Genomic DNA, 22,277 nt, shown 5'->3' on the forward strand with positions numbered 1-22,277 from the left:
CGAGTCCCTCACGATGACCGTCGTCGCCCAGTTCGACGCTCCAGTACGTCGGCTCTGGGACGCCTATCTGGACCCCCGCCAGCTCGAACGGTTCTGGGGGCCGCCCAACTACTCGGCGGCATTCACGCGGCACGACGGCTGTGTCGGTTGGTCGCAGCAAGTACGCGATGACCGGACCGGACGGGGAGGTGTTCCGTGGCGCGTGGGAGTGGGTTGCCGTTGAGGAGTTGAAGGGCTTCGAGGTGCGAGACGGTGGCGCCGTGGTCGAGCCCGACCCGGGCGAGGGGATCGGCCGTATGGTCTTCACCTTCGAGGCGACGCCCGGCGGCGGTCTAGACGGGGTGTGGCGAGCGCACCAGGAGCCGGCGCTGCTGCGGCAGTGGCAGTCCTCGTACGCCCGCCTGGGGTCGCTGCTCAGCTGACGGATCTCACGGGTGCCCAGCAGCGCGGCATCGACCCTTACCGGCGATTTGCCAACCAACCTCGTGATCAGAGGCGCTTAGCCGGGCGGTTCGATCGCATCCCGCTTGTCCGCGGCGAGAGGGGCCTTCGTTGCGCTCGGGTGCAGAGCCGTCTGTACCCGGCCGATCCCGTAGCGCGTCATGCCTTCGTCGCCGAGAACGTGTCCGGCAACGATGTCGAGCGTGCCCAGGCCACAGTCGAACACCACCCGTACACCGGAATGACTGTCCAGACGGTGTACGAGTTGCCGATCGACCAGGTAGAGCGGCACCCGGACCAGCGCGAACGGGACCGCCAACAGATCCCGTGGCCGGGCCGTCGGGCCCGCGGCCGGCAGACTCACGACTCGGTGCGCGCCTGCCGTTTGGCCGCAGTCAGCTCGCTGAGCCGGTTGGCGTCGGCTCGTTCCTCGGCTGCTGCTTTCCGGGTCTGCGCAACCTCGTCGAGCTCTGCCTTGGCCTGACGCTGCGCCTTCGTCGCGCGGGCCTTCGCTGAATTCTCGACTGCCTTCGCATTCTGCTCGGCGGCGTCGATTCGCTGCTGCTTGCGCGCCTCAGCTGCCTGCTTCTTCTGCGCGGCCGTATCGCGCGCCCGGGTGGCGGCTTGCTGCTTACCCTCGCGCTCAGTCCGCTCAGCCTCCTGCAGGCCTTCGCGGGAACGGCGGCGCGCCTGGGCTGCCTTCTCCTTGGCCTGCCGCTCACCGGCCTGCGCGGCCTCGGCCGCTTGGGCGCGGGCGGCCGCAGCCTGCCGCTCCAACTCGGCGGCCTCGGCAAGGGCGGCTACCCCGGCCATCCGATCGCAGCCACGCTGGATGACCTCGGGGTCGGCAATCAAGCGCCCGGCCAGGTAGTCATACCTGCCCAGCGCACGATCGAACAGCATGCGCGGTCCCGAGTCGTCAGGCAGGCGGTGCGCCACTCGCAGGTCGAACACGGTCAGCGGCAACCGGGCAAGCCGGTACGAGGTGGCGATCAAAGTGCGGGGACTCACAGCAAACCTCATTCGTCGTCAGGCCTGCGCGCGCAGCTCGGCTGCGCGCCGCTCGGCTTCGGCTGCCTCGGTCTCGAGGCGGTGCTCACGGGCTCGGGCGACCTGCTCGGTCGCTGCAGCTTCCGCGTCGAGCTTCGCGGCGTCGTCGACGGCGTCCTCGGCCTTCGCCTCGGCCTCGAGCTCGGCCTGGCGGCGGCCGGCAAGCTCGATCCGCCTGGCGTCGGCCTCGGCCGTTGCCTTGGCGGCGGCGGCGTCCTGCACAGCCGCGTCCTCCTGTGCGCCGGCGCGGGCGTAGGCCTCGCGTTTGTCGGCTGCGGCCTCGGCGGTCTGCTGCTTCAGCTCGTCCGCAGTTTCCTTTGCACGCGCAGCGGCGATCGCGTCCGCGCTGTTGGCATCCTTGCGGGCTTGGGCATCGGCCTGCTGCAGCTGGCCCTCTTCGACCAGGTCGCTCTTGCCCGTAACGGCACCTGCGACCTCCTTCGCCTTTCCGGCGACGGAGTCGAACAGGCCCTTGCGCGCTTCATCAGCTTTGTCCGTCATGCCTATGCACTACCCCGATAACGACGTTCGCGCCCGGTCTGTATGACAAGACACTCGTCGGAGCTGATCACTCCGCGTACCGTCGAGGCGGTGCATGCCAGATCTCTGGACACCGTCGCCCTTGGCAACAGTTTCGCCCGCGAGCTGCCCGAACTGTCCCTGTCGTGGCAGGCCGACCACGCCTGCGACCCGCGTCTGCTCGTGCTGAACGAGGCACTTGCCGCCGAACTGGGGCTCGACGCGGCGTGGTTGCGCACTCCGGAAGGCACCTGCCTGCTCGTCGGCGTCGCGGTGCCAGAGGGGGCCACTCCGGTGGCGCAGGCCTACGCCGGTCACCAGTTCGGCGGCTACAACCCGCGACTGGGCGACGGGCGCGCATTGCTGCTCGGTGAACTCGTCGACGCCGCCGGCCACACCCGCGATCTGCACCTCAAAGGCTCCGGCCGTACACCGTTCTCCCGCGGCGGCGACGGGTTGGCTGCCGTCGGACCGATGCTTCGCGAGTACGTCATCAGCGAGGCCATGCACGCGCTCGGCATCCCGACCACCCGGGCACTCGCGGTCACCGCCACCGGGGAGCAGGTGCTGCGCGAAACCGTCCTGCCCGGTGCCGTGCTGGCTCGCGTCGCGAGCAGTCACCTGCGTGTCGGCAGCTTCCAGTACGCCCGGGCGACGGGCGACCTCGCGCTGTTGCGGCGGCTGGCCGACCACGCGATTGCCCGGCACTACCCGGACGCCGCCCGAGCGGATCGGCCGTACGTCGCCCTGCTCGACGCCGTGCTCACCGCCCAGGCCGAGCTGGTCGCGCGCTGGATGCTCGTCGGCTTCGTGCACGGCGTCATGAACACCGACAACATGACGATCTCCGGCGAGACGATCGACTACGGGCCGTGCGCGTTCATGGACGCATTCGACCCGGCTACCGTGTTCAGCTCGATCGACGAAGGCGGGCGCTACGCCTACGGCAACCAGCCGGCGGTAGCGCAGTGGAACCTCACCCGCCTGGCCGAGGCGCTGCTGCCGCTGCTGCACGACGACGAGCAGCAGGCGGTAGCCGTCGCGCAGGAGGCTCTCGGGGCGTTCGCCGGTCGCTTCGACGCCGCCTGGAAGGCCGGCATGCGCACCAAGCTCGGCCTGCCTGCGGACGTCGATCAAGCGGTCGCGACGGAACTGACCACCGACCTGCTGACGCTGCTGCGCGACGGGCACGTCGACTACACCTCGTTCTTCCGCGCGCTCGGCGCAGCCGCCCGTGGAGACGTCGAAACCGCGCGCAGTCTCGTGCTCGACCTCGCCGGCATCGACGCGTGGACGTCGCGCTGGCGCGCGCTGCGCCCCAACGCCGAGGTGATGGACCGGGTCAACCCCGTCTATATCGCCCGCAACCACCTTGTCGAAGAGGCGCTGACCGCGGCGAGCGACGACGGCGACCTCGAACCGATGCACCGGTTGGTGACCGCCCTGACCGAGCCCTTCACCGAGCGACCCGGTCTCGAGCGCTACGCCGAACCCGCACCGACCGACTTCGGCCGGTACCGCACCTTCTGCGGAACCTGATTCCGGCAGCGAATGGTCAGCTTGCCCAGTCGCCGGTCGAGGCCAGCGCCTCAGCAACCTCGCGAAGTTTGCGATGGGTTTGCTGGGACGCGACAACCAGCAGTTCGAAGGCTGCGAGAGCGCTGAGCTTGTACCGCTCCATGAGAATGCCCTTGGCCTGGCCGATCACGTCGCGACTCTCGATGGCGATGCGGAGGTTGGACTCGGTCATGCTGGCCGTCACGGCCACAGCGGCGTGGACGGCCAGCAACATTGCGGCACTCTCGTCGTGTTCGGTAAATGCGTTCGGCTTGTTCGCGTAGATGTTGAGCGCGCCGAGATTGTCTTCCCGGACGAACAACTGCACGGCCAGCATCGAGTGAATGCCCTCGTCCATCGCGGCGGCGACGAAGCGGGGCCAGCGGCCGTCTTTCTCGAAGTCGTCAGACCGGACGGTGACTTCCTCGCGGAGCGACGTGATGCACGGCCCCTCGTTCAGTTCGGACTCGCGGGCGTCGATTCGCCTGACCAGATCGTCCGTGGCCGCGCGGGTGTGCACGGTGCCCTTCTGGAACAGGCTGATGCACGCATGATCCGCGCCTTCGATATTGGTAACCACGGCAGCGGTGATCCGTTGCAGCAGGTGGTCCATGTCGGGTTCGGCCTGCATCTGCCGGGCCAGTTCGCCCAGTTGGCGCGCCAGGCCTACCTCGATGGCATCCCCGCTGCTCGCGATGGCGTTTCGAAGTTCGGGTCTCGGCTGGTCCTGCGACATCTGAAACCCCTTAGCGTATGCCGTCTCACGGCGGGCAGTGCTGACAACTAGTAGCTCGGCGGCCGGAGCACAACCGAGGGCCTACAGCGGGGCCTCGGCGTCGACCACGGCCTGCGGGTCCGCGTCCGCACCGGACAGACCACGCGCGTGCTCGTGCTCGTCGTGCAGCTTGAGCCACTCCATACCGAGCTGGTCGCGACGGTCTGCCTCAACGGCGGCCTTGAACTCGGGCATGAATTCGCGTTCCTCCTCAGCCATGTGGTCGCCGTTGACCTGTTGCGCGTTGCCGACCGCGTCCCACCACGGCTCCGAGCCGACCTCGTGCTCGGCAACGTCACGGACGGACTGCCGGATGTCATTGTGCTCGCGCACCGCCGTCTTGCCATCGCGCACACCGTCGTCGACCTCGTCGGCCAGCACGGGATAGAACAAGCGCTCCTCCGCAACAGCATGGACCTCGAGACGGTCGGCGAGGTCGGTCCAGGCCGCGGCGAGATCGTCGCTCTGCTCGAGGTCAGCGAACGCGCGGCGGAACGCGTCGTGCTCGTTCATGACCATCGCGGTGATCTCGTATTCGCTCATGACGCCCATGATCCGGACCGGAGTGATGGGTGCACGCGGCGGGGGTCATCGAGGTTGCCGCGCTGCGTAACATTCATGAGCCAGTCCGGGCGATAGGCTCTGATCGTGGACGCCCCGGCCCCAAACGCTATGGCCCGCAACAACGTGCAGGTGGGTGGCGTCCCCGGGCGGCCCGTGGTGGTGTTCTCGCACGGCTTCGGCTGCGACCAGCACATGTGGGTCGCCGTCACGCCGCACTTCGCCGACGGCTATCAGGTGGTGCTGTTCGATCACGTGGGCGCCGGCGCCTCCGACCTGACCGCCTACGATCCCGGCCGCTACGCGAGCCTGGACGGCTATGCCGCCGACGTCGTCGAGATCGTCGTCGAGCTCGGACTCGGCCCGGTCACCTTCGTCGGTCACTCGGTGTCGGCCATGATCGGGGTCCTGGCGGCCGCGTCGCGTCCAGAGCTGTTCGAACGCCTGGTGCTCGTCGGTCCGTCGGCCCGCTATCTCGACGACGGGGATTACGTCGGCGGGTTCACCGCGGCCGACATCGACGAGATGCTCGAGGCCATGGACAGCAATTACCTGGGCTGGTCCAGCGCCATGGCGCCGGTGATCACCGGCAACGCCGACGAACCGCGATTCGGCGAGGAGCTGGCAGCCAGCTTCTGCCGCACCGACCCCGCCATCGCCCGGCAGTTCGCCGAGGTCACCTTCACCTCCGACAGCCGGGCCGACCTCGCCCGCGTGCACACGCCCACGCTCGTGCTGCAGTGCGCCGACGACGCCATCGCCCCCGCGACGGCCGGCCGGTACGTCCACGAGCACCTACCGCACAGCACGTTTCGCCAGATGGCCGCGACCGGCCACACCCCGAACCTGACCGCGCCGGAGGAGACCGCCCGTTTGATCGTCGAGTTCCTCGGCTCCTGATGCCGGCACCACCTGAGGACGGCACGAGCTCCTGGGATCTTGCGCCCTGCGGGTACCTGATCCTGGCCGACGACGGACTGGTGCTCGAGGCGAACCGCGCCATCCTCGACGCGCTGGAGCGCACCCGCGAGGAGCTCGTCGGCCGCCTGCGGTTCATCGACCTGCTGCCCGCCGGCGGGCGGATCTACCACGAGACGCACCTCATGCCGATGCTGCGCCTGCACGGCCGGGTCTCCGAACTCGCGCTCGACCTGAAGCGTGCTGACGGCGGACGCGTGCCGGTACTCGTCACGGCCCGTCGGCACACACCGCCGGACGGACCGGTCACGATCCACCTGGTGAGCTTCGACGTGACGCAGCGGCGTGACTACGAGCGCGAGATCCTGCACGCCAAGCAGCTGGCTGAGCAGGCGGCCGCCCGGGCGCTCGCGCTGTCCCGCACGCTGCAGGCCACGTTGATCCCGCCGCTGCCACCGAGGATCGAGGGCCTCGACGTCGCCGCCGCGTACCGGCCGGCCGGCTCGGGCGACGAGGTCGGCGGCGACTTCTACGACATCTTCCAGGTCGCCGAGCACGAGTGGGTCGTCACCATCGGCGACGTTCAAGGCAAAGGCGTCGAGGCCGCCGCGGTCACGGCGTTGGCGCGGCACGTCCTGCGCGCTGCAGCCGTGCGCTCCCCCAGCCCGCGCGAGGCCCTGCTCACCCTGAACGAAGTTCTGCGTGGATCCGACACCGAGCGGCTACTGACCGCGTTGGTCCTGCGTGTGAAGCAAGTCGACAGCGGGTGGAGTGTCGTCTTCGCGTCGGGCGGGCATGAGCCTCCTGTTCTCAAGTGTGCCGGCCAGCCGGCAAGGGAACTGGACGTGCCGGGGACGATTCTCGGCGTCTTCGCGACGCCGCCGCTGTCCGAGCGCCGTCTCGTCCTCGGCGTGCATGACCTGATCCTGATGACGACGGACGGCGTCCACGAGGCCCGTAACCCGGCGTCGGGAGAGTTCTTCGACGTGACCGGGTTGCTCGCCCACGTCGACGCGACCCCGGACAGCTCCGCCGGTGCGGTCGTCGACTCGCTACTCAGCAAGGTCCTCACCTTCTCCGACGGAATCGCGCGCGACGACCTCGCCGTGGTGGGAATCTCGATCACGCAATAGCACCAGGGCAGCGGCGCAGTGACCAAGGTCAGCCTCGCCTTGCTGGCACCCAGGCGCCCCGCTCGGTTGACTGGACCAATGACCGCCCTCCACTTCGCTCCGGCCGCCCAAGGCCATGCCCATTGGTCATTCGCTCGCGGGGCTCGCTCATGACGTACGAGTCCGGGCCGACGCAGGAGCAGGTCCGCGCCGCGGCCAGCGGTGAACCGACGCATCTGGCCGAGCCGCACGACTCCGAGCGCACGGGCCGGCTGAACTGGCTGCGCGCCGGCGTGCTGGGTGCGAACGACGGCATCGTCTCGACGGCCGGCATCGTTGTCGGCGTGGCCGGCGCGTCGTCGGCCACCGGTGCGATCTTCACCGCCGGGCTTGCCGGACTCGTCGCGGGTGCGGTTTCTATGTCGCTCGGCGAGTATGTGTCGGTCAGTAGTCAACGCGACTCCGAGCGGGCGCTGCTGGCCAAGGAGAAGAGCGAGCTGTCGACGGACCCTGACGAGGAGCTCGCCGAGCTGGCAGCGCTCTACCAGGCCAAGGGGCTGTCGGAGACGACGGCCTACCAGGTGGCTGTGGAACTCACCGAGCATGACGCCTTGGCCGCCCACCTCGATGTCGAGCTCGGCATCGACCCCGACAACCTGGCCAACCCCGTGCAGGCCGCAGCCGCGTCGGGCGTCGCCTTCACCATCGGCGCAGTGCTGCCCCTGCTGGCAATCCTGCTGCCGCCGCCTGCGTGGCGGGTGCGGGTCTGCGTCGTCGCGGTCCTCGCGGCACTTGCCCTGGCCGGGACGATCTCGGCCCGGCTGGGTTCGGCTCCGGTCGGCCGCGCGGTGCTCCGTGTTCTGGTCGGTGGCGCGCTGGGCCTGGCATTCACGTACGCGGTCGGCTCGTTGTTCGGTACCGCCGTCGGCTGAGGCTGCGCAGGCACGACACAATGGCGGGCGTGCCTGAACGCGGAACCGCCCTGCGCCGTCTCGGCTTCCTGACCATCGGCCTGTTCGACGGCGACGACCCCGGCCCCGGCCACCGCTCGACGCTGGAGATCATTGAATTCGGCGAGCAGCTCGGCTTCGACAGCGCATGGTTGCGCCACCGACACCTGCAGTACGGGATCTCCTCGCCGGTGGCAGTGCTCGCCGCGGCCTCGCAGCGCACGTCGCGCATCGAGCTGGGAACGGCGGTGACGCCGCTCGCGTGGGAGAACCCGCTGCGCCTGGCCGAGGACCTGGCAACCGTCGACGTCCTCTCCGGGGGCCGGCTCAACCCGGGAATCAGCGTCGGGCCACCCATGCGCTGGGACGACGTGAAGGATGCGCTCTACCCAGACACCGCCGAGGCCGAGGACCTCAGCTACGGCCGGGTGGAGCGGCTGTTGGCCTTCGTGGCCGGTGAACCGGCGAGCCCATTCGCAGGGACCGAGGGCATCGAGGAGTACTCCGAGCGGGTGCAGCCGCACTCCCCCGGCCTGCGCGAGCGGTTGTGGTACGGCGGGGGCAGCCGGACATCCGCCCAGTGGGCCGGGGAGCACGAGATGAACTTCCTGACCAGCAGCGTGGTCCGGGCTGAGGGCGACGCCGACTTCGCAACGATCCAGCGGTCGCAGGTTGACACCTACCGCGCAGCCCGGCCTGCAGGGCGCGTCTCGCAGGGCCTCGTCGTGATCCCGACGGACACCGCCACGCCCGAGCAGCGGGCGAAGTACGTGGCCTATGTCGAGGCGCGCACGCCGCGCACCGCTGCACCGCAGGGTCCGGCGCGAATGCTGTTCGCGCCCGATCTCGTGGGGACGTCTGAGGAGATCGCCGACGCCCTCTATGCGCACGCCGGGTTCCAGGCCGTGGACGAGGTGGCCTTCGCCCTGCCGTTCAGTTTCGAGCACGCCGACTACGTCCAACTCCTGACCGATATGGCGACCCGGCTCGGCCCGGCGCTGGGCTGGACACCCACCAAGGCCTGACGGCGCCGACGGGTGTGGATCATTGCCTCAACCAGCGGTGTCGGTGAGGATGAGCCGAAACCACTGGACCAGTGATTGGCGGCGAACGTGACCCATGCACCTGCGGCGTACGCGCTCGCCGGCGAGGTGGACGCCAGCACGGCGCCGTTCCACCTCGAGCGGCTGCAGGCCATGATCGCGAAGAGCCCGTCGGACTCGGTCGTCGTCGAGCTGGACCGGACCCGGATGCTCGACACCACCGGGTTGGGCATGTTGATCAACGCGCGTAAGTCGGCGAGCGACGCCGGAAAGCGACTGGTGCTGCGTGGTGCCAACCATCGCTTGGTGCGGCTCATGGAGATCGCGGGGACGTACGAGCTGTTCGACTGGGAGCCCTGAGCGACGCGTGCGTTGTCCGTGCGGCAGCGGCGAGACCTACGACGCCTGCTGCGCTCCGCGGCACAACCGATCGGTCCCCGCGCCGACCGCCGAGACCCTGATGCGCTCGCGCTTCACCGCCTTCGCGCGCGGCGACGTCGATTACCTGCTCGCCACCTGGCATCCCTCGACCCGGCCGCGCTCGCTCGACCTCGACCCGGACCGGCGATGGACCCGGCTCGACATCGTCGACACGCTCGACGGCGGACCGTTCGACGAGACCGGCGAGGTCGAGTTCCGTGCCCATTACCGCGACGATGCGACTCGCGGGGCGCAGCACGAACGCAGCCGCTTCGCCAAACAGCGCGGCCGCTGGTACTACCTCGACGCGTTGCCCCGCTGACAGACTGAGCGTCATGAGCGACACTTCACCCCCACCTCAGGTCTGGCCGACGCTGCGCGCGAACGACGCGCCGGCCCTCATCCGCTTCCTGGTCGACGTCGTCGGTTTCGAGGAAACCGTCGTGTACACAGACGACGGCATCGTGCACCATGCCCAACTGTCCTGGCCGCTCGGCGGCGGCGTCATGCTCGGCTCGGTGCGGCCCGACAGCACCTGGAGCCTGCCGCCAGGAACCTTCGGCGCGTACGTCGTGGTTGACGACGCCGACGCGGCTTTCGCCCGCGTCCGCGACGGCGGGGCCGACATCATCGACGAGCTGCACGACACCGACTACGGCTCGCGCGACTTCGCCATCCGCGACCCAGAAGGAAATCGCTGGTCGTTCGGGACCTACCGCGGGGAACCGCGGCACTGATCAGCTTGCCCGTGAGAGCATCGTCGCGAGCCAACCTGCACGTCGGTGTACGACCGCTCGATCGAATCGGTGAGTTGATGGACGCAGATGTCATCGTCGTCGGGGCCGGGCTCGCCGGTCTCGTCGCCACGCACGAACTGACGTCGCGCGGCAAGCGCGTGCTGCTCGTCGATCAGGAGAACGCCGGCAACCTGGGTGGGCAGGCCTTCTGGTCGCTCGGCGGGTTGTTCCTGGTCGACACCCCCGAGCAGCGGCGGCTCGGGGTGAAGGACTCCTTCGACCTCGCGTGGTCCGACTGGTGCGGGAGCGCCCAATTCGATCGGCTGGACGGTGAGCACCCCCAGGACGAGTGGGCGCAGCGCTGGGCGCGCGCCTACGTCGAGTTCGCCGCCGGCGAGAAGCGCTCCTGGCTCGCCGAGCACGGCGTGAAGATGATGCCGACGGTCGGCTGGGCCGAGCGCGGGGACCTGCGCGCCGACGGCCACGGCAACTCGGTGCCGCGCTTCCACCTGACGTGGGGCACCGGCCCCGGCGTCAGCGAACCGTTCGCCGACCGCGCCCGCGACGCCGCAGCCCTCGGACTCGTGACCTTCGCCCATCGACACCGCGTCGACGAACTGGTGCTCACCGACGGCCTCGTCACCGGGGTGCGCGGCAGCGTGCTCGCCCCTGACGACGCGGCCCGCGGGGTGCCGACCAACCGCGACATCATCGGCGACTTCGCGTTCACCGCGCAGGCCGTCATCGTCACCTCCGGCGGTATCGGCGCCAACCACGACATCGTCCGCCGCTACTGGCCCGAGCGGCTGGGTACCCCGCCGACCACGATGATCACCGGGGTGCCGGCGCACGTCGACGGCCGGATGCTCGACATCACTGCCGAGGCCGGCGCCCGCCTCGTCAACCGCGACCGCATGTGGCACTACACGGAGGGCGTCCAGAACTGGGACCCGATCTGGCCGGGGCACGGGATCCGCATCCTGCCCGGCCCGTCGTCGATGTGGTTCGACGCCCTCGGTCGCCGGCTGCCCGACCCGTGCCTGCCCGGCTACGACACGCTCGGCACGCTGCGCTACCTGCGCACCACGCCGGAGATCGCCGGCTTCGACCACTCATGGTTCGTGCTCACCGAGAAGATCATCGCCAAGGAGTTCGCGCTCTCGGGCTCCGAGCAGAACCCTGACATCACCGGCAAGAACGTGCGCGAGACGCTGCGCAGCCGGGTGCTGAGCAAAGGCGCGCCAGAGCCGGTCGCCGCCTTCCAGCGCTACGGCGCCGACTTCGTGGTGGCCGACTCCTTGGACGAGCTGGTGGCCGGCATGAACAAGCTGACCGACGAGCCGTTGCTACAAGTCGACGGCCTGCGTCACCAGATCGAAGCCCGCGACCGGCAGATCGCGAACAGCTACAGCAAGGACGCGCAGGTGCAGGGCATCCACAACGCCCGCCGCTTCCTTGGCGACCGGCTCGGCCGGGTGGCCACGCCCCACCGCATCCTCGATCCGACGGCCGGCCCGCTCGTCGCGGTGAAGATGCACATTCTCACCCGCAAGACCTTGGGCGGCATCCAGACCGATCTGCAGTCGCGCGCTCTCGGCCCCGACGGGCAGCCGGTGGCGGGTCTCTACGCCGCGGGCGAGGTCGCGGGCTTTGGCGGCGGTGGCGTGCACGGCTACAACGCCCTCGAGGGGACGTTCCTGGGCAGTTGCATCTTCAGCGGCCGCGCCGCCGGACGGGCGGCCGCCGACTCCGTCTGACCTACGCTCGACGGTATGTCCGACCAGCGCAGCGCCGCCCACCTGATCGTCGAATGCCTCGTCAACGAGGGCGTCACGCACGTGTTCGGCATTCCCGGTGAGGAGAACATCCGCCTCGTCGAGGCGCTGTCCGAGTCCTCGATCGAGTACGTCCTGACCCGCCACGAGCAGGGCGCGTCGTTCATGGCCGAGACGTACGGACGCATCACCGGCAAGGCCGGCGTCTGCTCGGCGACGCTGGGTCCGGGTGCGATCAACCTGCTGCTGGGCGTTGCCGACGCGACCACCAACTCGACGCCGCTGTTGGCGCTGTCGGCGCAGGTCGGCATGAACCGCAACTACAAGGAGTCCCACCAGAGCGTCGACCTCGTGACGATGTTCCAGCCCGTCACCAAGTGGTCGGCGCTGATGGCCACACCGGGCGCAGCGCCCGAGATGATCCGCAAGGCGTTCAAGCTCGCCCAGACCGAGCGTCCGGGTGCGGTGTATCTGGCCGTGCCCGAGGACGTCGAGGAGGCCGAGGTCGGGCCCGAGCTGGTGCCGCTGCCCGTCAACGTCCCGCGCGCCGACGACCCGTCCGACGCCCAGGTCGCCCGCGCCGCCGAGATCCTGCGCACGGCCCGCAACCCCGTCGTGCTGGCCGGCCACGGCGCCGCCCGTTCCGACGCCGGCGCGGCTCTGCTGCGCTTCGCCGAGCAGCTCGACGTCTCGGTGGCCACGACCTTCCACGGCAAAGGCGTGTTCCCAGACGATCACCGCCTCGCGCTCGGCGCGGTCGGCTTCATGCGCCACGACTACGTCAACTTCGGCTTCGACCGCGCCGACGTGATCGTCTCCGTCGGCTACGAGCTGCAGGAGTTCGACCCGGTGCGGATCAACCCCAGCGGCGACACCAAGATCATCCACATCCACCGCTTTCCGGCCGAGGTCGACGCGCACTACGACGTCGCCGTCGGCCTGAACGCCGACATCTCCCGCAGCCTGGACGCGCTGGCCGACGCAGTCGGTCCTGACGTTGCGTTCGAGCCGGTGGGCGGCGAGCGGATCCAGGCGCTGCTGTCCGACGAACTGGACCGCGGCCGCGCCGATGATCGGTTCCCGCTGGCGCCGGCGCGGATCGTCGCCGACAGCCGCACCGCGCTCGGACGTAACGACATCGTCCTGGTCGACACGGGAGCGCTGAAGATGTGGATGGCGCGGCTGTACCCGACGTACGAGCCGAATACCTGCCTGATCTCCAACGGCCTGTCGACGATGGCCTGGACGGTGCCCGGTGCGATCGCGGCAAGGATCGCCCGGCCGGAGGCGAAGGTGTTGGTGGCCACCGGTGACGGTGCGTTCCTGATGAACTCGCAGGAAATCGAGACGGCGCTGCGCCTGGGCACCCCGATGGTGATCTTGATCTGGGTCGACGACGCTTATGGGCTGATCAGCTGGAAGATGGACCTCGAGATCGGCCACAACGTCGACACCGCGTTCAACAACCCCGACTTCGTCGCCTACGCCGAGAGCTTCGGTGCCACCGGCTACCGCATCTCGTCCGCCGATGAACTATTGCCCACGCTGCGCACCGCGCTTGCGGCTGACACCGTGTCCGTCATCGCCTGCCCCGTCGACTACTCGGTGAACAGCGAGCTGATCGCGTCGCTCGGCGAACTGGACGAGACGCTGTCCTGATCGCCGCGGTCGGTTCGCCGCCGCCCGTAGCGGGTACCTGATGCTCATGACGTCATCCACCGCAGCTGCCAAGCCGACCGGAATCAATCACCTCCGCCTGACCGTGACCGACATTGCCCGGTCCAAGGCGTTCTACGTCCAGGTCCTTGGCATGGACCCGGTCATCGACTTCTCCCACCAGGCCGACGAGCCGGGCATCCGCGAGGACCGTGATCGCTTCTACGGTGGCTGCGTCTTCTCCTTCGGCGAGCAGGTGCTCGGGCTGCGCCCGGTGGCCCAGCCCGGCGACACGTTCGACTCGACCCGCGTCGGGCTCGACCACGTCAGCCTGAGTGTCGCCTCGGTCGACGCGCTGAACGCAGCGGCCAAGTCCCTGGACGACGCCGGCGTCACGCACGGAACCGTCGACGTTCTCGAGGGCGCCGGCATTGCGATCCTGTCGATCCAGGACCCGGATGACATCAACCTCGAACTCGTCGCTCCGGTGTCCGAATGAGCGACCCGAGCGACATCGACACCCGCGTCGCGGAACTCGACGAGCAGCTGCGTGCGCTGGAGAGCGACGGCGAGCGGTCCTCGGACCGGTTCGGCGAGCTCAGCACCGAACGCGAGAAACTGCTCAACCAGCGCGACGACGGTTGACGGAGCCGGGCAGCGTCAGACGGGGACCGCGGACGCAGCGCGCTGCCTGAGATCGGCCGAGCCGAGCCGTTCCGCGATCTCCGTAGCCTCGGCCCGCGCCCCGCTGGCGTCGCGGCAGTGCTTCCCGTCTCACGCTGCTCGGTCGAGTAGGGCGTGGGCCAGGTGATCGGGGCTGGCAACGGTGCGCAACGTGGCGAGCGCATCGTCGAAGGCGGCTGCAGCTACGTCGTCGGTTCGACGTTCGGCGACCGCGACCTGCGCGGTGGCCAGCGTGCGGCTGGCACGCAGCACCGCGGGAAGATGGCCCCCGGGCACGTCGTCGAGAAAGGCGACGAGACGACGTACATCGGCCAGCTCGCCGAGCTCGACAGCACAGCGCACGGCCAGGGGCCAGGACCAGATCGCGGGGATCGCGCTCACGTCAAAATCTAAGTCTGGACGGGCTGTGCAGAGCGCGGCCGCGTGGCGAAGCGCCGTCGCCAGGTCATCGCGCCCGTAGGCGAGGACCGAGTCGGCGAATCCGGCATACGCACGGGATTGGACGTCGTCGGAATCCAAACGCTGCCGCACCGCCTCGGCGAGCGCCCAGAACGCGACGCCGTCGCCGTAGCTCAGGCAGCGACCGCTGTGCCACCACACCACCTCGGGCAGACCGTCGAGGTAGTTGCGCAGCTCCCAGCCCAGCCGTGTCTTGCCGCTGCCGGCCGCGCCGCTGACCAGGACCATCCGCGGCGCTCGCCGTTCGGCCGATGCGTGGAACAGCTCGCGCAATGTGTGGAACTCGGCGTCCCGGCCGACGAGCCCGGCCTGCAGACCGTCGACCCTGCGCGTGGCGCCGACCGCTCCGAGAACGCGGGTGGCGCACCAAAGTTGGTGCGGCTCGCTCTTGCCCTTGAGCTCGTGCTCCCCGGCGTCGTCGAACTCGTTCACCTCGCCAACCAGCCGTCGGGTGGTCGAGTCGGTCCACACCGTGCCCGGCGAAGCCGCGCTCTGCGCTCGGGCCGCCGTATTGACTGCGTCACCGGCGACCATGCCCTCACCGACGGCACCGATGCTGGCGGTCACCTCGCCGGTCACGACGCCCGCGCGCACAGCCAGTCCGTCTACCCCGAGGCTGTCGCCGAGAACCCGGATCGCGGCCACCAGGTCCAACGCCGCACGGACCGCTCGCTCGGCGTCACCCTCGGTCGCTTTCGTGATCGCGCGTCTCGGACAACGACGTGAATCCGACAAGATCCGCGAAGAGCACCGAGCACAGGCGGCGTTCGGACGTTGGTGTTGGTGTAGGTGTCGAGGCGGGTGCGGGTGCAGCACCCGCGAGGTTGGTGCCGCACGCTCCGCAAAAGCGTGCGCCTGGTCCGGCAGGCGTACCGCATGACGGGCAGGACGTGCCGCAGGTGCTGCAGAACCGGTGATCATGCGGGTTCCTGCTGCCACAGGAGGCGCACGTCACCTCGCCGGACATCATGACACGCAACAAGGGCGTCGAGGTCGATGGCGTTTCGTCAGCCGACGGCCTCCTCGGCGCGTTGATCGCGCTCGATCTGAAAGGCCCGCGGCGGGGTGGTGGGTCGCCGAGGTTCGCGGACGTCGGCTTCCCCGTCGCCACGTTCGAGCCAGAGCCTGACCGTCGAGGTGGTCTGGATACGGGTGCCCGGGTCGGGGTACTGCCGCACGACCACCGTCGGCCGCAGATCGTCGTAGTCCTCGAGCAACTCATGGTCAGGCGTAGCAGAGACCGCCTGCAGCCCGGTGCGGGTCAGGATGCCGACCGCGTCGGCGGAGGTCAGTCCGACGAGGTCGGGCACCGCCACCATTCGGTGGCGGCGAGCCCGTCCACCGACCTCGGGTACTGCGGTCCCGACCTTCGCAGGTTCAGCGGCGGGTGTCTCGACGTCGTCGTCAAGATCGCGCCACCGTTCCCACGCTGACTGGCGGGTGATCGCCAGCATGGTGGCGATCTCCGTCCACGATCTCTCGTGCCTACGAGCCATGCGGACAGCGAGTAGCTCCGCCCGCTCCAGCGACCGGCGGACGTCGGCAACGTCGGCAAGCGCGCGTAACGCAGCGTCGCCGTCGTTCGTCGGTGCACCGCCGGGCAGCCACGGGCCGAGCCGCTTCCACACCTTCGACATTCTGTCAGGTTATCCTGACAGCACCTCGGCGCGGAAGGCCAAGCTGTGCCGGTGGCCGTGGTAAGAATCCTGTGCGACCCCCTCCAGCTGGCGAGGGTGGGCGCGTCACGTCAAAGGAGACGTCATGATCGTTCTCGGCATCATCCTGCTCATCATCGGCTTCATCGCCGCAATCCACATCATCTGGATCCTCGGCATCATCGCGCTCGTCATCGGCGCCGTCTTCGCCATTGCCGGATTCCTCGGTCACGAGATCGGCGGACGCAAGCACGTTTACTGATTACCGCCAGGTCGACGGGCGCACGATGCGCAATCGACATCGTTCCTGACACGAACTCAGTTGCATTCACGCGCTCGTGAAGGGCGCCGGTCTGTCACCATCCGTCGATGACGACTACGGCTGACGCGCCCGGGTCGCCCATTGATGCACCCGTGACCCGGCGACCCCGATGGCGTCAACGGCTGGCCCTTGCCGTCGTCGTGCTGCTCGTTGCGGGTGGCCTCGCGACGTTCTTGTTGCTTCGGGCGCACTGTCGCAACGCTGGCCAGCTGAGCTGCGCATGCGGGTTGACGTGGGCCGAGCCGGATGCTGCACACATTCGCAGAGCACAGGCCGGTCCGTGGAGCGCAGAACCGAGTCCTTCACCGGGTTACATCTGAAGGTGCGAATCGGTGCGTGGACTCGTTACCAAAACATTGATTTCGGTGACTTCGCGTTCGTGCTGCAAGGGGAATAGTCAAAAAGCCCGGCGGTGTGGATCCTGGAGCACTATCCAGGAGCCTTCGTGGCGGTGCTGCCCACATTCTTCAGCGCCGACCGCATTCACTCTCGCCGCGCGCGAATGTTCGCTCGAAAGAGTGCTTGCTGTACGCATCACCCACCCGATATAATCGCCATTGTGTTCGATACCACGGGCGTCGGCAGCTCCGTCGAGCTGCTCGCAGGGCTCATCGACACGCTGAGCGTGCTGGGGCAGGACGTCGAGGATGTCGTACGCATCGACCGGATCGCCCTGCTGGAGAAGCTGAAGTCCGCTGCGTCTGCCGCGCAGGCCGTCGAAACCGTCGCATTCGCCACCTCGCAGCGCGCCCAACAAATCGCGCAGAAGGTACCGGCGAAGCGGGCCGACCGCGGCATTGCCGCCCAGATCGCCTTGGCTCGGCGCACCTCGCCCTACGAGGCGCGCCGCTTGCTGGGCTGGTCCCGCATTCTGATCACCGAACTCCCGCAGACTTTCGCCACGCTGCAGGCCGGGGACACCACCGAATGGCGGGCGATGATCGTCGCTCGCGAGACAGCGTGGCTGTCCCGTGAGCACCGCGCCGTCGTCGACGAGGAGCTCGCTGCGCAGCTAGAGCAACTGGGCAACCGGCGGGTCGAGAGCGCTGCCAAGACGGCTGCCTACCGGCTCGACCCCGAGGGATACGTCGGACGGATCCGCGGCGCCAACAGCGAGCGCCGGGTCAGCGTGCGTCCTGCACCGGACGTCATGTCCCGGTTGAGCGCGCTGCTGCCGGTCGCCCAGGGCGTGGCTTGCCAGGCCGCGTTGAGCAAGCACGCCGACACCCTCATCGGCACCGGTGACTCCCGCACCCGCGGTCAGATCATGGCCGACACCCTCGTCGAGCGGGTCACCGGCCAGGCGGTCGCCGACGACGTTGCCATCGAGATCAACCTCGTCATGACCGACGAGACCCTGTTCGCCGAAGGCGACGAGCCCGGCCGTTTCGTCGGTCACGCGCCGATCCCGGCGCCAATTGCTCGTGCCATCGCGCTGCGAACCGGCGGATCCAACGCACATAATGCAGCCCCGCGTTGGATCCGCCGCATCTACACCGCACTGCACACCGGCCAACTCATCGCCGTGGAATCCAGGCGCCGCCGTTTCACCACCGGACAGCGGCGGTTCATCGACATCCAGGACGACACCTGTCGCACCCCGTGGTGCGACGCGCCTATTCGGCACTACGACCACGTCAACACCTACGGAGACGGCGGCCCCACCAGCGTGGCCAACGGCCGAGGCGCCTGCGTCGCGTGCAACCTTGCCCGCCAAGCACCCGGCTGGCATGCCACGGCACCCGAGGGCGCCGGCATCGAAGTCATCCTGCACACCCCCACCGACCATCGCTATCCAAGTCGGCCACCAAAGCCACCTGCCCGCGAGCGAAGACCCACCTCACCGCTCGAACGTGTGGTCATCCGCTGGCTTCGTGTTGCCTGACGCTGCGAGCGCCACTCAGCGGACGGCAAACCAGAGTAGGCAGGCTGCGCCGACGGCCAGGCAATACGCCGAACGGTTGTAACGAGCGGCCGGCAAGGTAACGAGTCAGGAACCGTACCGAGAGGTATGCTCCGACGCCGGACAACAACGAGCAAGAAGCTGAACCGCGCAGCATCCTCGCGGGACAGCCCCGCGAACATGCCGCCGGTGGTGGCGACTCCCGAGCGCGAGATGCCCGGTGCCAGCGCCAGGATCTGCGTTGCCCCGATCGCCACCGCGCGCACCACCGGCATACCCACGATGCGCTGGTCAGACTCGACGCCACTGACCCGTTCGTCGACGTACTCCGTGGCCGACTCGCCGCCGGCGACCCCGCTCGATGGCCAGCAGGATCACACCGTTCGCCACCAGGAAGAGCGCCGTGGGCACCGGACGCGCGAGTTGCGTCCGGAAGAAGTGCTCACCGACCTGACCCACCAGGCCGACCGGAATCGTGCCCAGGACGAGCAGCCAGGCAAGACGTTGGTCGGGGTCGGCCACCTCGCGCCGGGCGATGCTGGTGACGAGCCCGCGGACGATCCGCACCGCACGCTGTGGCCCAGGCTCGAGACGGGGAACAGCTCGGCCACGCCCTGCACAGCTCCGACGACACCGGCCTCGAGCCAGCTCAGACGGTGGTGCACGTCGGGAACGTAGCCGACCTCACGGCACAGACCCGCGGCTCGTGCGGGGTTCCCACAGCAACGCCCGCCCACGAGTCGGTCTCGTACCGTGACGGCGTGTACCGCAGACTCCTTCGCCCCCGCCGCTGGTCCCCGCCGCGATCGGCACCCCGTAGATCCCACGAGCGCGTGCTGGCGCTGCGCCGCCTCGAGCTGCCCGGCATCGGCCCCGAAGACGTCGTGCTCGATGCCGATGGGCGCATCCTCGCCGGCGTCGCCGACGGGCGCATTCTGCGGGTCGACCCGGCGAACGGCGCCGTCGAGGAGGTAGCGAACACCGGTGGCCGCCCGCTGGGGCTCGAATGGTGCGCCGACGGACGGTTGCTCGCGTGCGATGCGGAGCTGGGGTTGCTGCAGATCGACATCGAGACGGGTGGGACGGTGACTCCGCTCGTCATCGCCGTCGACGGGGTTGCTCTGAACTTCGCCAGCAACGTGGTCGAGGCGCCCGACGGCACCATCTACTTCACCGCTTCCACTCGCGACTTCGACCTCGAGCACTACCTCGGCGACCTGCTCGAGCACGCAGGTACCGGGAGGCTGTTCCGGCGCGATCGCGACGGCCTGGTGCAGACACTGCTCGACGGCCTGCACTTCGCCAACGGCGTTGCGTTGGCCCCGGACGGATCGTGCGTCGTCGTCGCCGAGACCGGTGCCTACCGGCTCACCCGGTACTGGTTGACCGGCGAGCGCACCGGCGCACACGACGTGCTGATCGACAACCTGCCTGGCTTCCCCGACAACATCAGCCTGGGCAGCGACGGGCTGATCTGGGTGACCTTGGCTGCCCCCCGCGACCGGTTGCTCGACCTGCTGTTACCGCGTCCCGGGTTCCTTCGCCAACTCGTGTGGCTGCTGCCCGACCGCCTCAAGCCGGCACCGAAGCGGACAGTGCACGTGGTGACCGTGAGCTTCGACGGTCAGCTCGTGCACGACCTCCAGGCAGCCGGCGAGGAGTACTCGATGGTCACCGGCGTGGTCGAACGCGGCGGCGTGCTCTACCTCGGCAGCCTGCACGAGACCGCGGTCGCCGTCAGCGCAGTGGGACGATGACTGCTACAGCAGCGGGAAGTCGATGCCACGCTCGTGTTCGGGCCGCGGCCCGAAGTTTCGCCGCTCGTTCTCGGCGATGCGGTCGTCGGTGAACGACCACAGGTTCTTGCGCAGCGCGTAGTCCTGCTCAGGGGCCCACTTCTCCGTCTACAGCGCGACGATCTCCTCGCGCCCCGTGACGAAGGCGTCGCGGTTACGCCAGACGGAGTCCGCGGTGTACGCCTGCGAGACCTTGTCCGGATCACGCGTGTTCCAGGCGTCCTCTGCGGCCTGCACTTTCTGGGCAGCGGTCTCGCGGGTGAACGGCGGCAGCGGTGGGCGATCGGTCATCAGCAGAGCATCCCAGCCGGACCCGCTGTCGGGCCGTCCGGGAGAATCGACACGTGGCGGTGACGAGGGCGGTCAAGGCGTCGTCCGGTCACCGCCGCCGCTTTTCCGGGTTGCTGCCCTACGCGATGTTGCGCCCACGGCGTCCGCGGTGGTGGGAGGAAATCCTGATCATCGCCTTCGGTTACTGGATGTACACCCTGGGCCGCAACGCGATCCCGACGCACCCGGCGGTCGCCTTCCGGCACGCGCGCGCGATCGACGACCTGCAGGACAGGCTGCACATCGGCTGGGAGCTGACGTTCAACCACTTCGTCGCGTCGCACGAGTGGCTGGCGCAGGGCTTCGACTACTACTACGCAACGCTGCACTTCGTGCTCACGCCGGCAACGATGATCTGGCTGTTCCTGCGCAAACCTGACGTTTACCGCGGCGCGCGAACGGTGCTGGTGTCGATCACGCTCATCGCGCTGCTCGGCTTCTACCTCTACCCGACGGCCCCGCCACGGCTGCTGCCCGGATACGTCGACACGGTGATCAAATACCACACCTGGGGCTCGTTCGCCGACCCGAACATCGCCGAGCATTCGAACCAATTCGCGGCCATGCCCAGCCTGCACGTCGGCTGGGCCTTGTGGGTCGGGATCGCCGTGTTCCAGTGCGCTCAAGGCCGGTGGCGCTGGCTTGGCCTCGCGTACCCAATGGGGACGTGCGTCGTGATCATCGGAACGGCCAACCACTTCGGCCTCGACGCGGTGGGCGGTGCGCTCGTCGTCGCGCTGGCCTTCGGCCTGCAATATCTACTGTCCGGGCACGGCGCGTTCACCCCTCCCCGCGCCGCGGCCCCCGTGGCAGGATCCGGCGCATGCGAGTAGACACCCGACACGCGCCGGCGTTCACCGTCGCGCGCTGCATGCTGGCCGGCAACGAGGCGGTTCGCGTCGAGGGCGGCGCCATGATCGCGCACAGCGCCGGCGTGCAGCTCGAGTCCAAGGCGCAGGGCGGCGTCATGGCCGGCCTCAAGCGCAGCGTCCTGGGCGGCGGCTCGTTCTTCGTCACCACCTACACCGCGCCGCCGCAGGGCGGCTGGGTCGACGTCGCCGGGGTACTGCCCGGCGACACAGTGTCCATCGACGTCGAGCCGGACACGCCGTTCTTCCTGCGCCGCGGCAGCTGGATCGCCAACTCCAGCGGCGTGCAGATCGACACCCAGTGGGGCGGCATGGCCAACCTGTTCGGCGGCGAGGGCGGCTTCGGCTTCCGCGCGTCCGGCCAGGGCCAGGCCATCGTCAGCATCTACGGCGCGGTGGACATGATTGACCTCGCCGACGGCGACATGGTCACCATCGACACGGGCCACGTCGTCGCGTATTCGCTGAATGTTCGCTTCCAGATGCGCCGAGCCGCCCAGGGCCGCTCGATCCAGTCGATGAAGTCTGGCGAGGGCTGGGTCTTCGACTTCTGGGGTCCGGGGCTGGTGCTGCTGCAGTCCCGCAATCCTGACGCGTTCGCGACCTGGGTCGGCGAGGCCGTGCCGGGCGAGCAGCCGCGCGAGGGCTTGGGCGGCTTGGGTGGCCTCAGCGGCGGAGTCGGTGGGCTGTTCCGCTAACCGGCTCAGAGGCTGAGCCCGTCGCGGGGCAGTGCGTGTCGCCCGAC

The 22,277-nt window shown here is 69.0% G+C and carries 26 protein-coding genes and 2 pseudogenes; 18 read left to right on the top strand and 10 right to left on the bottom strand.

The window, feature by feature from the left end; translation table 11 throughout:
* Positions 1-167 precede the first annotated feature (167 nt).
* Positions 168-422, top strand: coding sequence for a hypothetical protein (locus ACFFC4_RS05165; protein ID WP_375498452.1), 255 nt, complete (start codon positions 168-170; stop codon positions 420-422).
* A gap of 77 nt (positions 423-499) precedes the next feature.
* On the opposite strand, the gene ACFFC4_RS05170 is transcribed toward ACFFC4_RS05165, so the two are convergent.
* From ACFFC4_RS05170 to ACFFC4_RS05180, 3 genes are all read right to left on the bottom strand, one after another.
* The gene (locus tag ACFFC4_RS05170) at positions 500-733 is read right to left on the bottom strand and encodes a hypothetical protein (RefSeq protein WP_375498454.1); all 234 of its coding nucleotides are present in this window, start codon (positions 731-733) and stop codon (positions 500-502) included.
* 68 nt (positions 734-801) lie between these two features.
* Positions 802-1,452, bottom strand: a complete 651-nt coding sequence (locus tag ACFFC4_RS05175; RefSeq protein WP_375498456.1) for a hypothetical protein — start codon at positions 1,450-1,452, stop codon at positions 802-804.
* 18 nt (positions 1,453-1,470) lie between these two features.
* The gene (locus ACFFC4_RS05180) at positions 1,471-1,992 is read right to left on the bottom strand and encodes a hypothetical protein (protein ID WP_375498458.1); all 522 of its coding nucleotides are present in this window, start codon (positions 1,990-1,992) and stop codon (positions 1,471-1,473) included.
* A gap of 42 nt (positions 1,993-2,034) precedes the next feature.
* Here ACFFC4_RS05180 and ACFFC4_RS05185 point away from each other — a divergent pair, with 42 nt between their 5' ends.
* Positions 2,035-3,549, top strand: coding sequence for a YdiU family protein (locus ACFFC4_RS05185; RefSeq protein WP_375498460.1), 1,515 nt, complete (start codon positions 2,035-2,037; stop codon positions 3,547-3,549).
* Positions 3,550-3,565: 16 nt separating this feature from the next.
* Here ACFFC4_RS05185 and ACFFC4_RS05190 read toward each other — a convergent pair whose 3' ends face one another.
* Together ACFFC4_RS05190 and ACFFC4_RS05195 are read right to left on the bottom strand one after the other, a co-directional pair.
* Positions 3,566-4,303: a GAF domain-containing protein gene (locus ACFFC4_RS05190; protein WP_375498462.1), complete on the bottom strand. Its 738-nt coding sequence runs from the start codon at positions 4,301-4,303 to the stop codon at positions 3,566-3,568.
* An 81-nt stretch (positions 4,304-4,384) separates the two neighbouring features.
* Entirely contained in the window at positions 4,385-4,885 is a 501-nt protein-coding gene (locus tag ACFFC4_RS05195) for a hemerythrin domain-containing protein (RefSeq protein WP_375498464.1), read from the bottom strand.
* 129 nt (positions 4,886-5,014) lie between these two features.
* On the opposite strand from ACFFC4_RS05195, the gene ACFFC4_RS05200 reads away from it, so the two are divergent.
* From ACFFC4_RS05200 to ACFFC4_RS05250, 11 genes are all read left to right on the top strand, one after another.
* A complete protein-coding gene (locus tag ACFFC4_RS05200; RefSeq protein ID WP_375498625.1) occupies positions 5,015-5,803 on the top strand; it encodes an alpha/beta fold hydrolase in 789 nt (262 codons plus the stop codon).
* Positions 5,803-6,954 (top strand): PP2C family protein-serine/threonine phosphatase, encoded by a 1,152-nt coding sequence (locus ACFFC4_RS05205; protein ID WP_375498466.1) that lies wholly within the window; start codon positions 5,803-5,805, stop codon positions 6,952-6,954. The genes ACFFC4_RS05200 and ACFFC4_RS05205 overlap by 1 nt, the downstream gene beginning before the upstream one ends.
* Positions 6,955-7,103: 149 nt before the next feature.
* Complete coding sequence (locus ACFFC4_RS05210; RefSeq protein WP_375498468.1) at positions 7,104-7,865, top strand: VIT family protein; 762 nt, start codon at positions 7,104-7,106, stop codon at positions 7,863-7,865.
* Positions 7,866-7,894: 29 nt separating this feature from the next.
* The gene (locus ACFFC4_RS05215; RefSeq protein ID WP_375498470.1) at positions 7,895-8,908 is read left to right on the top strand and encodes an LLM class flavin-dependent oxidoreductase; all 1,014 of its coding nucleotides are present in this window, start codon (positions 7,895-7,897) and stop codon (positions 8,906-8,908) included.
* Between the two features lie 87 nt (positions 8,909-8,995).
* Positions 8,996-9,286 (top strand): STAS domain-containing protein, encoded by a 291-nt coding sequence (locus tag ACFFC4_RS05220; RefSeq protein ID WP_375498472.1) that lies wholly within the window; start codon positions 8,996-8,998, stop codon positions 9,284-9,286.
* A gap of 7 nt (positions 9,287-9,293) precedes the next feature.
* Complete coding sequence (locus tag ACFFC4_RS05225; RefSeq protein WP_375498474.1) at positions 9,294-9,668, top strand: YchJ family protein; 375 nt, start codon at positions 9,294-9,296, stop codon at positions 9,666-9,668.
* A gap of 13 nt (positions 9,669-9,681) precedes the next feature.
* On the top strand, positions 9,682-10,083 hold the full coding sequence (locus ACFFC4_RS05230; RefSeq protein WP_375498476.1) for a VOC family protein: 402 nt from the start codon (positions 9,682-9,684) through the stop codon (positions 10,081-10,083).
* A 77-nt stretch (positions 10,084-10,160) separates the two neighbouring features.
* Entirely contained in the window at positions 10,161-11,840 is a 1,680-nt protein-coding gene (locus ACFFC4_RS05235; RefSeq protein ID WP_375498478.1) for an FAD-binding dehydrogenase, read from the top strand.
* A gap of 15 nt (positions 11,841-11,855) precedes the next feature.
* The gene (locus tag ACFFC4_RS05240) at positions 11,856-13,517 is read left to right on the top strand and encodes an acetolactate synthase large subunit (RefSeq protein WP_375498480.1); all 1,662 of its coding nucleotides are present in this window, start codon (positions 11,856-11,858) and stop codon (positions 13,515-13,517) included.
* A gap of 46 nt (positions 13,518-13,563) precedes the next feature.
* Positions 13,564-14,013, top strand: coding sequence for a VOC family protein (locus tag ACFFC4_RS05245; protein WP_375498482.1), 450 nt, complete (start codon positions 13,564-13,566; stop codon positions 14,011-14,013).
* Positions 14,010-14,159: a hypothetical protein gene (locus ACFFC4_RS05250; protein WP_375498484.1), complete on the top strand. Its 150-nt coding sequence runs from the start codon at positions 14,010-14,012 to the stop codon at positions 14,157-14,159. The genes ACFFC4_RS05245 and ACFFC4_RS05250 overlap by 4 nt, the downstream gene beginning before the upstream one ends.
* A 129-nt stretch (positions 14,160-14,288) precedes the next feature.
* Here the strand turns inward: ACFFC4_RS05250 and ACFFC4_RS05255 are convergent, their stop codons facing one another.
* Genes ACFFC4_RS05255 through ACFFC4_RS05265 form a run of 3 tightly spaced genes read right to left on the bottom strand, consistent with a single transcriptional unit; the run spans position 14,289 to position 16,294 of the window.
* Positions 14,289-15,392: an adenylate/guanylate cyclase domain-containing protein gene (locus ACFFC4_RS05255; protein WP_375498486.1), complete on the bottom strand. Its 1,104-nt coding sequence runs from the start codon at positions 15,390-15,392 to the stop codon at positions 14,289-14,291.
* The gene (locus ACFFC4_RS05260) at positions 15,337-15,627 is read right to left on the bottom strand and encodes a zinc ribbon domain-containing protein (protein WP_375498488.1); all 291 of its coding nucleotides are present in this window, start codon (positions 15,625-15,627) and stop codon (positions 15,337-15,339) included. The genes ACFFC4_RS05255 and ACFFC4_RS05260 overlap by 56 nt, the downstream gene beginning before the upstream one ends.
* A 37-nt stretch (positions 15,628-15,664) precedes the next feature.
* Positions 15,665-16,294 (bottom strand): PASTA domain-containing protein, encoded by a 630-nt coding sequence (locus ACFFC4_RS05265; protein WP_375498489.1) that lies wholly within the window; start codon positions 16,292-16,294, stop codon positions 15,665-15,667.
* A 124-nt stretch (positions 16,295-16,418) separates the two neighbouring features.
* Here ACFFC4_RS05265 and ACFFC4_RS05270 point away from each other — a divergent pair, with 124 nt between their 5' ends.
* Together ACFFC4_RS05270 and ACFFC4_RS05275 are read left to right on the top strand one after the other, a co-directional pair.
* Positions 16,419-16,574, top strand: coding sequence for a DUF6131 family protein (locus ACFFC4_RS05270; protein WP_375498491.1), 156 nt, complete (start codon positions 16,419-16,421; stop codon positions 16,572-16,574).
* A gap of 619 nt (positions 16,575-17,193) precedes the next feature.
* Positions 17,194-18,519 (top strand): DUF222 domain-containing protein, encoded by a 1,326-nt coding sequence (locus tag ACFFC4_RS05275; RefSeq protein ID WP_375498493.1) that lies wholly within the window; start codon positions 17,194-17,196, stop codon positions 18,517-18,519.
* Between the two features lie 15 nt (positions 18,520-18,534).
* Here the strand turns inward: ACFFC4_RS05275 and ACFFC4_RS05280 are convergent.
* Positions 18,535-19,202: pseudogene (locus tag ACFFC4_RS05280) on the bottom strand (undecaprenyl-diphosphate phosphatase).
* A 168-nt stretch (positions 19,203-19,370) separates the two neighbouring features.
* Between ACFFC4_RS05280 and ACFFC4_RS05285 the strand changes: the two are divergent.
* Positions 19,371-20,294 (top strand): SMP-30/gluconolactonase/LRE family protein, encoded by a 924-nt coding sequence (locus ACFFC4_RS05285; RefSeq protein ID WP_375498495.1) that lies wholly within the window; start codon positions 19,371-19,373, stop codon positions 20,292-20,294.
* A gap of 3 nt (positions 20,295-20,297) precedes the next feature.
* Here ACFFC4_RS05285 and ACFFC4_RS05290 read toward each other — a convergent pair.
* A pseudogene (locus ACFFC4_RS05290) lies at positions 20,298-20,624 on the bottom strand (DUF1348 family protein).
* Positions 20,625-20,677: 53 nt separating this feature from the next.
* Here ACFFC4_RS05290 and ACFFC4_RS05295 point away from each other — a divergent pair.
* The gene (locus tag ACFFC4_RS05295) at positions 20,678-21,496 is read left to right on the top strand and encodes a phosphatase PAP2 family protein (RefSeq protein WP_375498497.1); all 819 of its coding nucleotides are present in this window, start codon (positions 20,678-20,680) and stop codon (positions 21,494-21,496) included.
* A complete protein-coding gene (locus ACFFC4_RS05300; protein WP_375498499.1) occupies positions 21,487-22,230 on the top strand; it encodes a TIGR00266 family protein in 744 nt (247 codons plus the stop codon). The genes ACFFC4_RS05295 and ACFFC4_RS05300 overlap by 10 nt, the downstream gene beginning before the upstream one ends.
* The last annotated feature ends 47 nt before the right edge of the window (positions 22,231-22,277 follow it).

Source organism: uncultured Jatrophihabitans sp. (assembly GCF_964244045.1).
In the GTDB taxonomy this organism is placed as follows: domain Bacteria; phylum Actinomycetota; class Actinomycetes; order Mycobacteriales; family Jatrophihabitantaceae; genus Jatrophihabitans.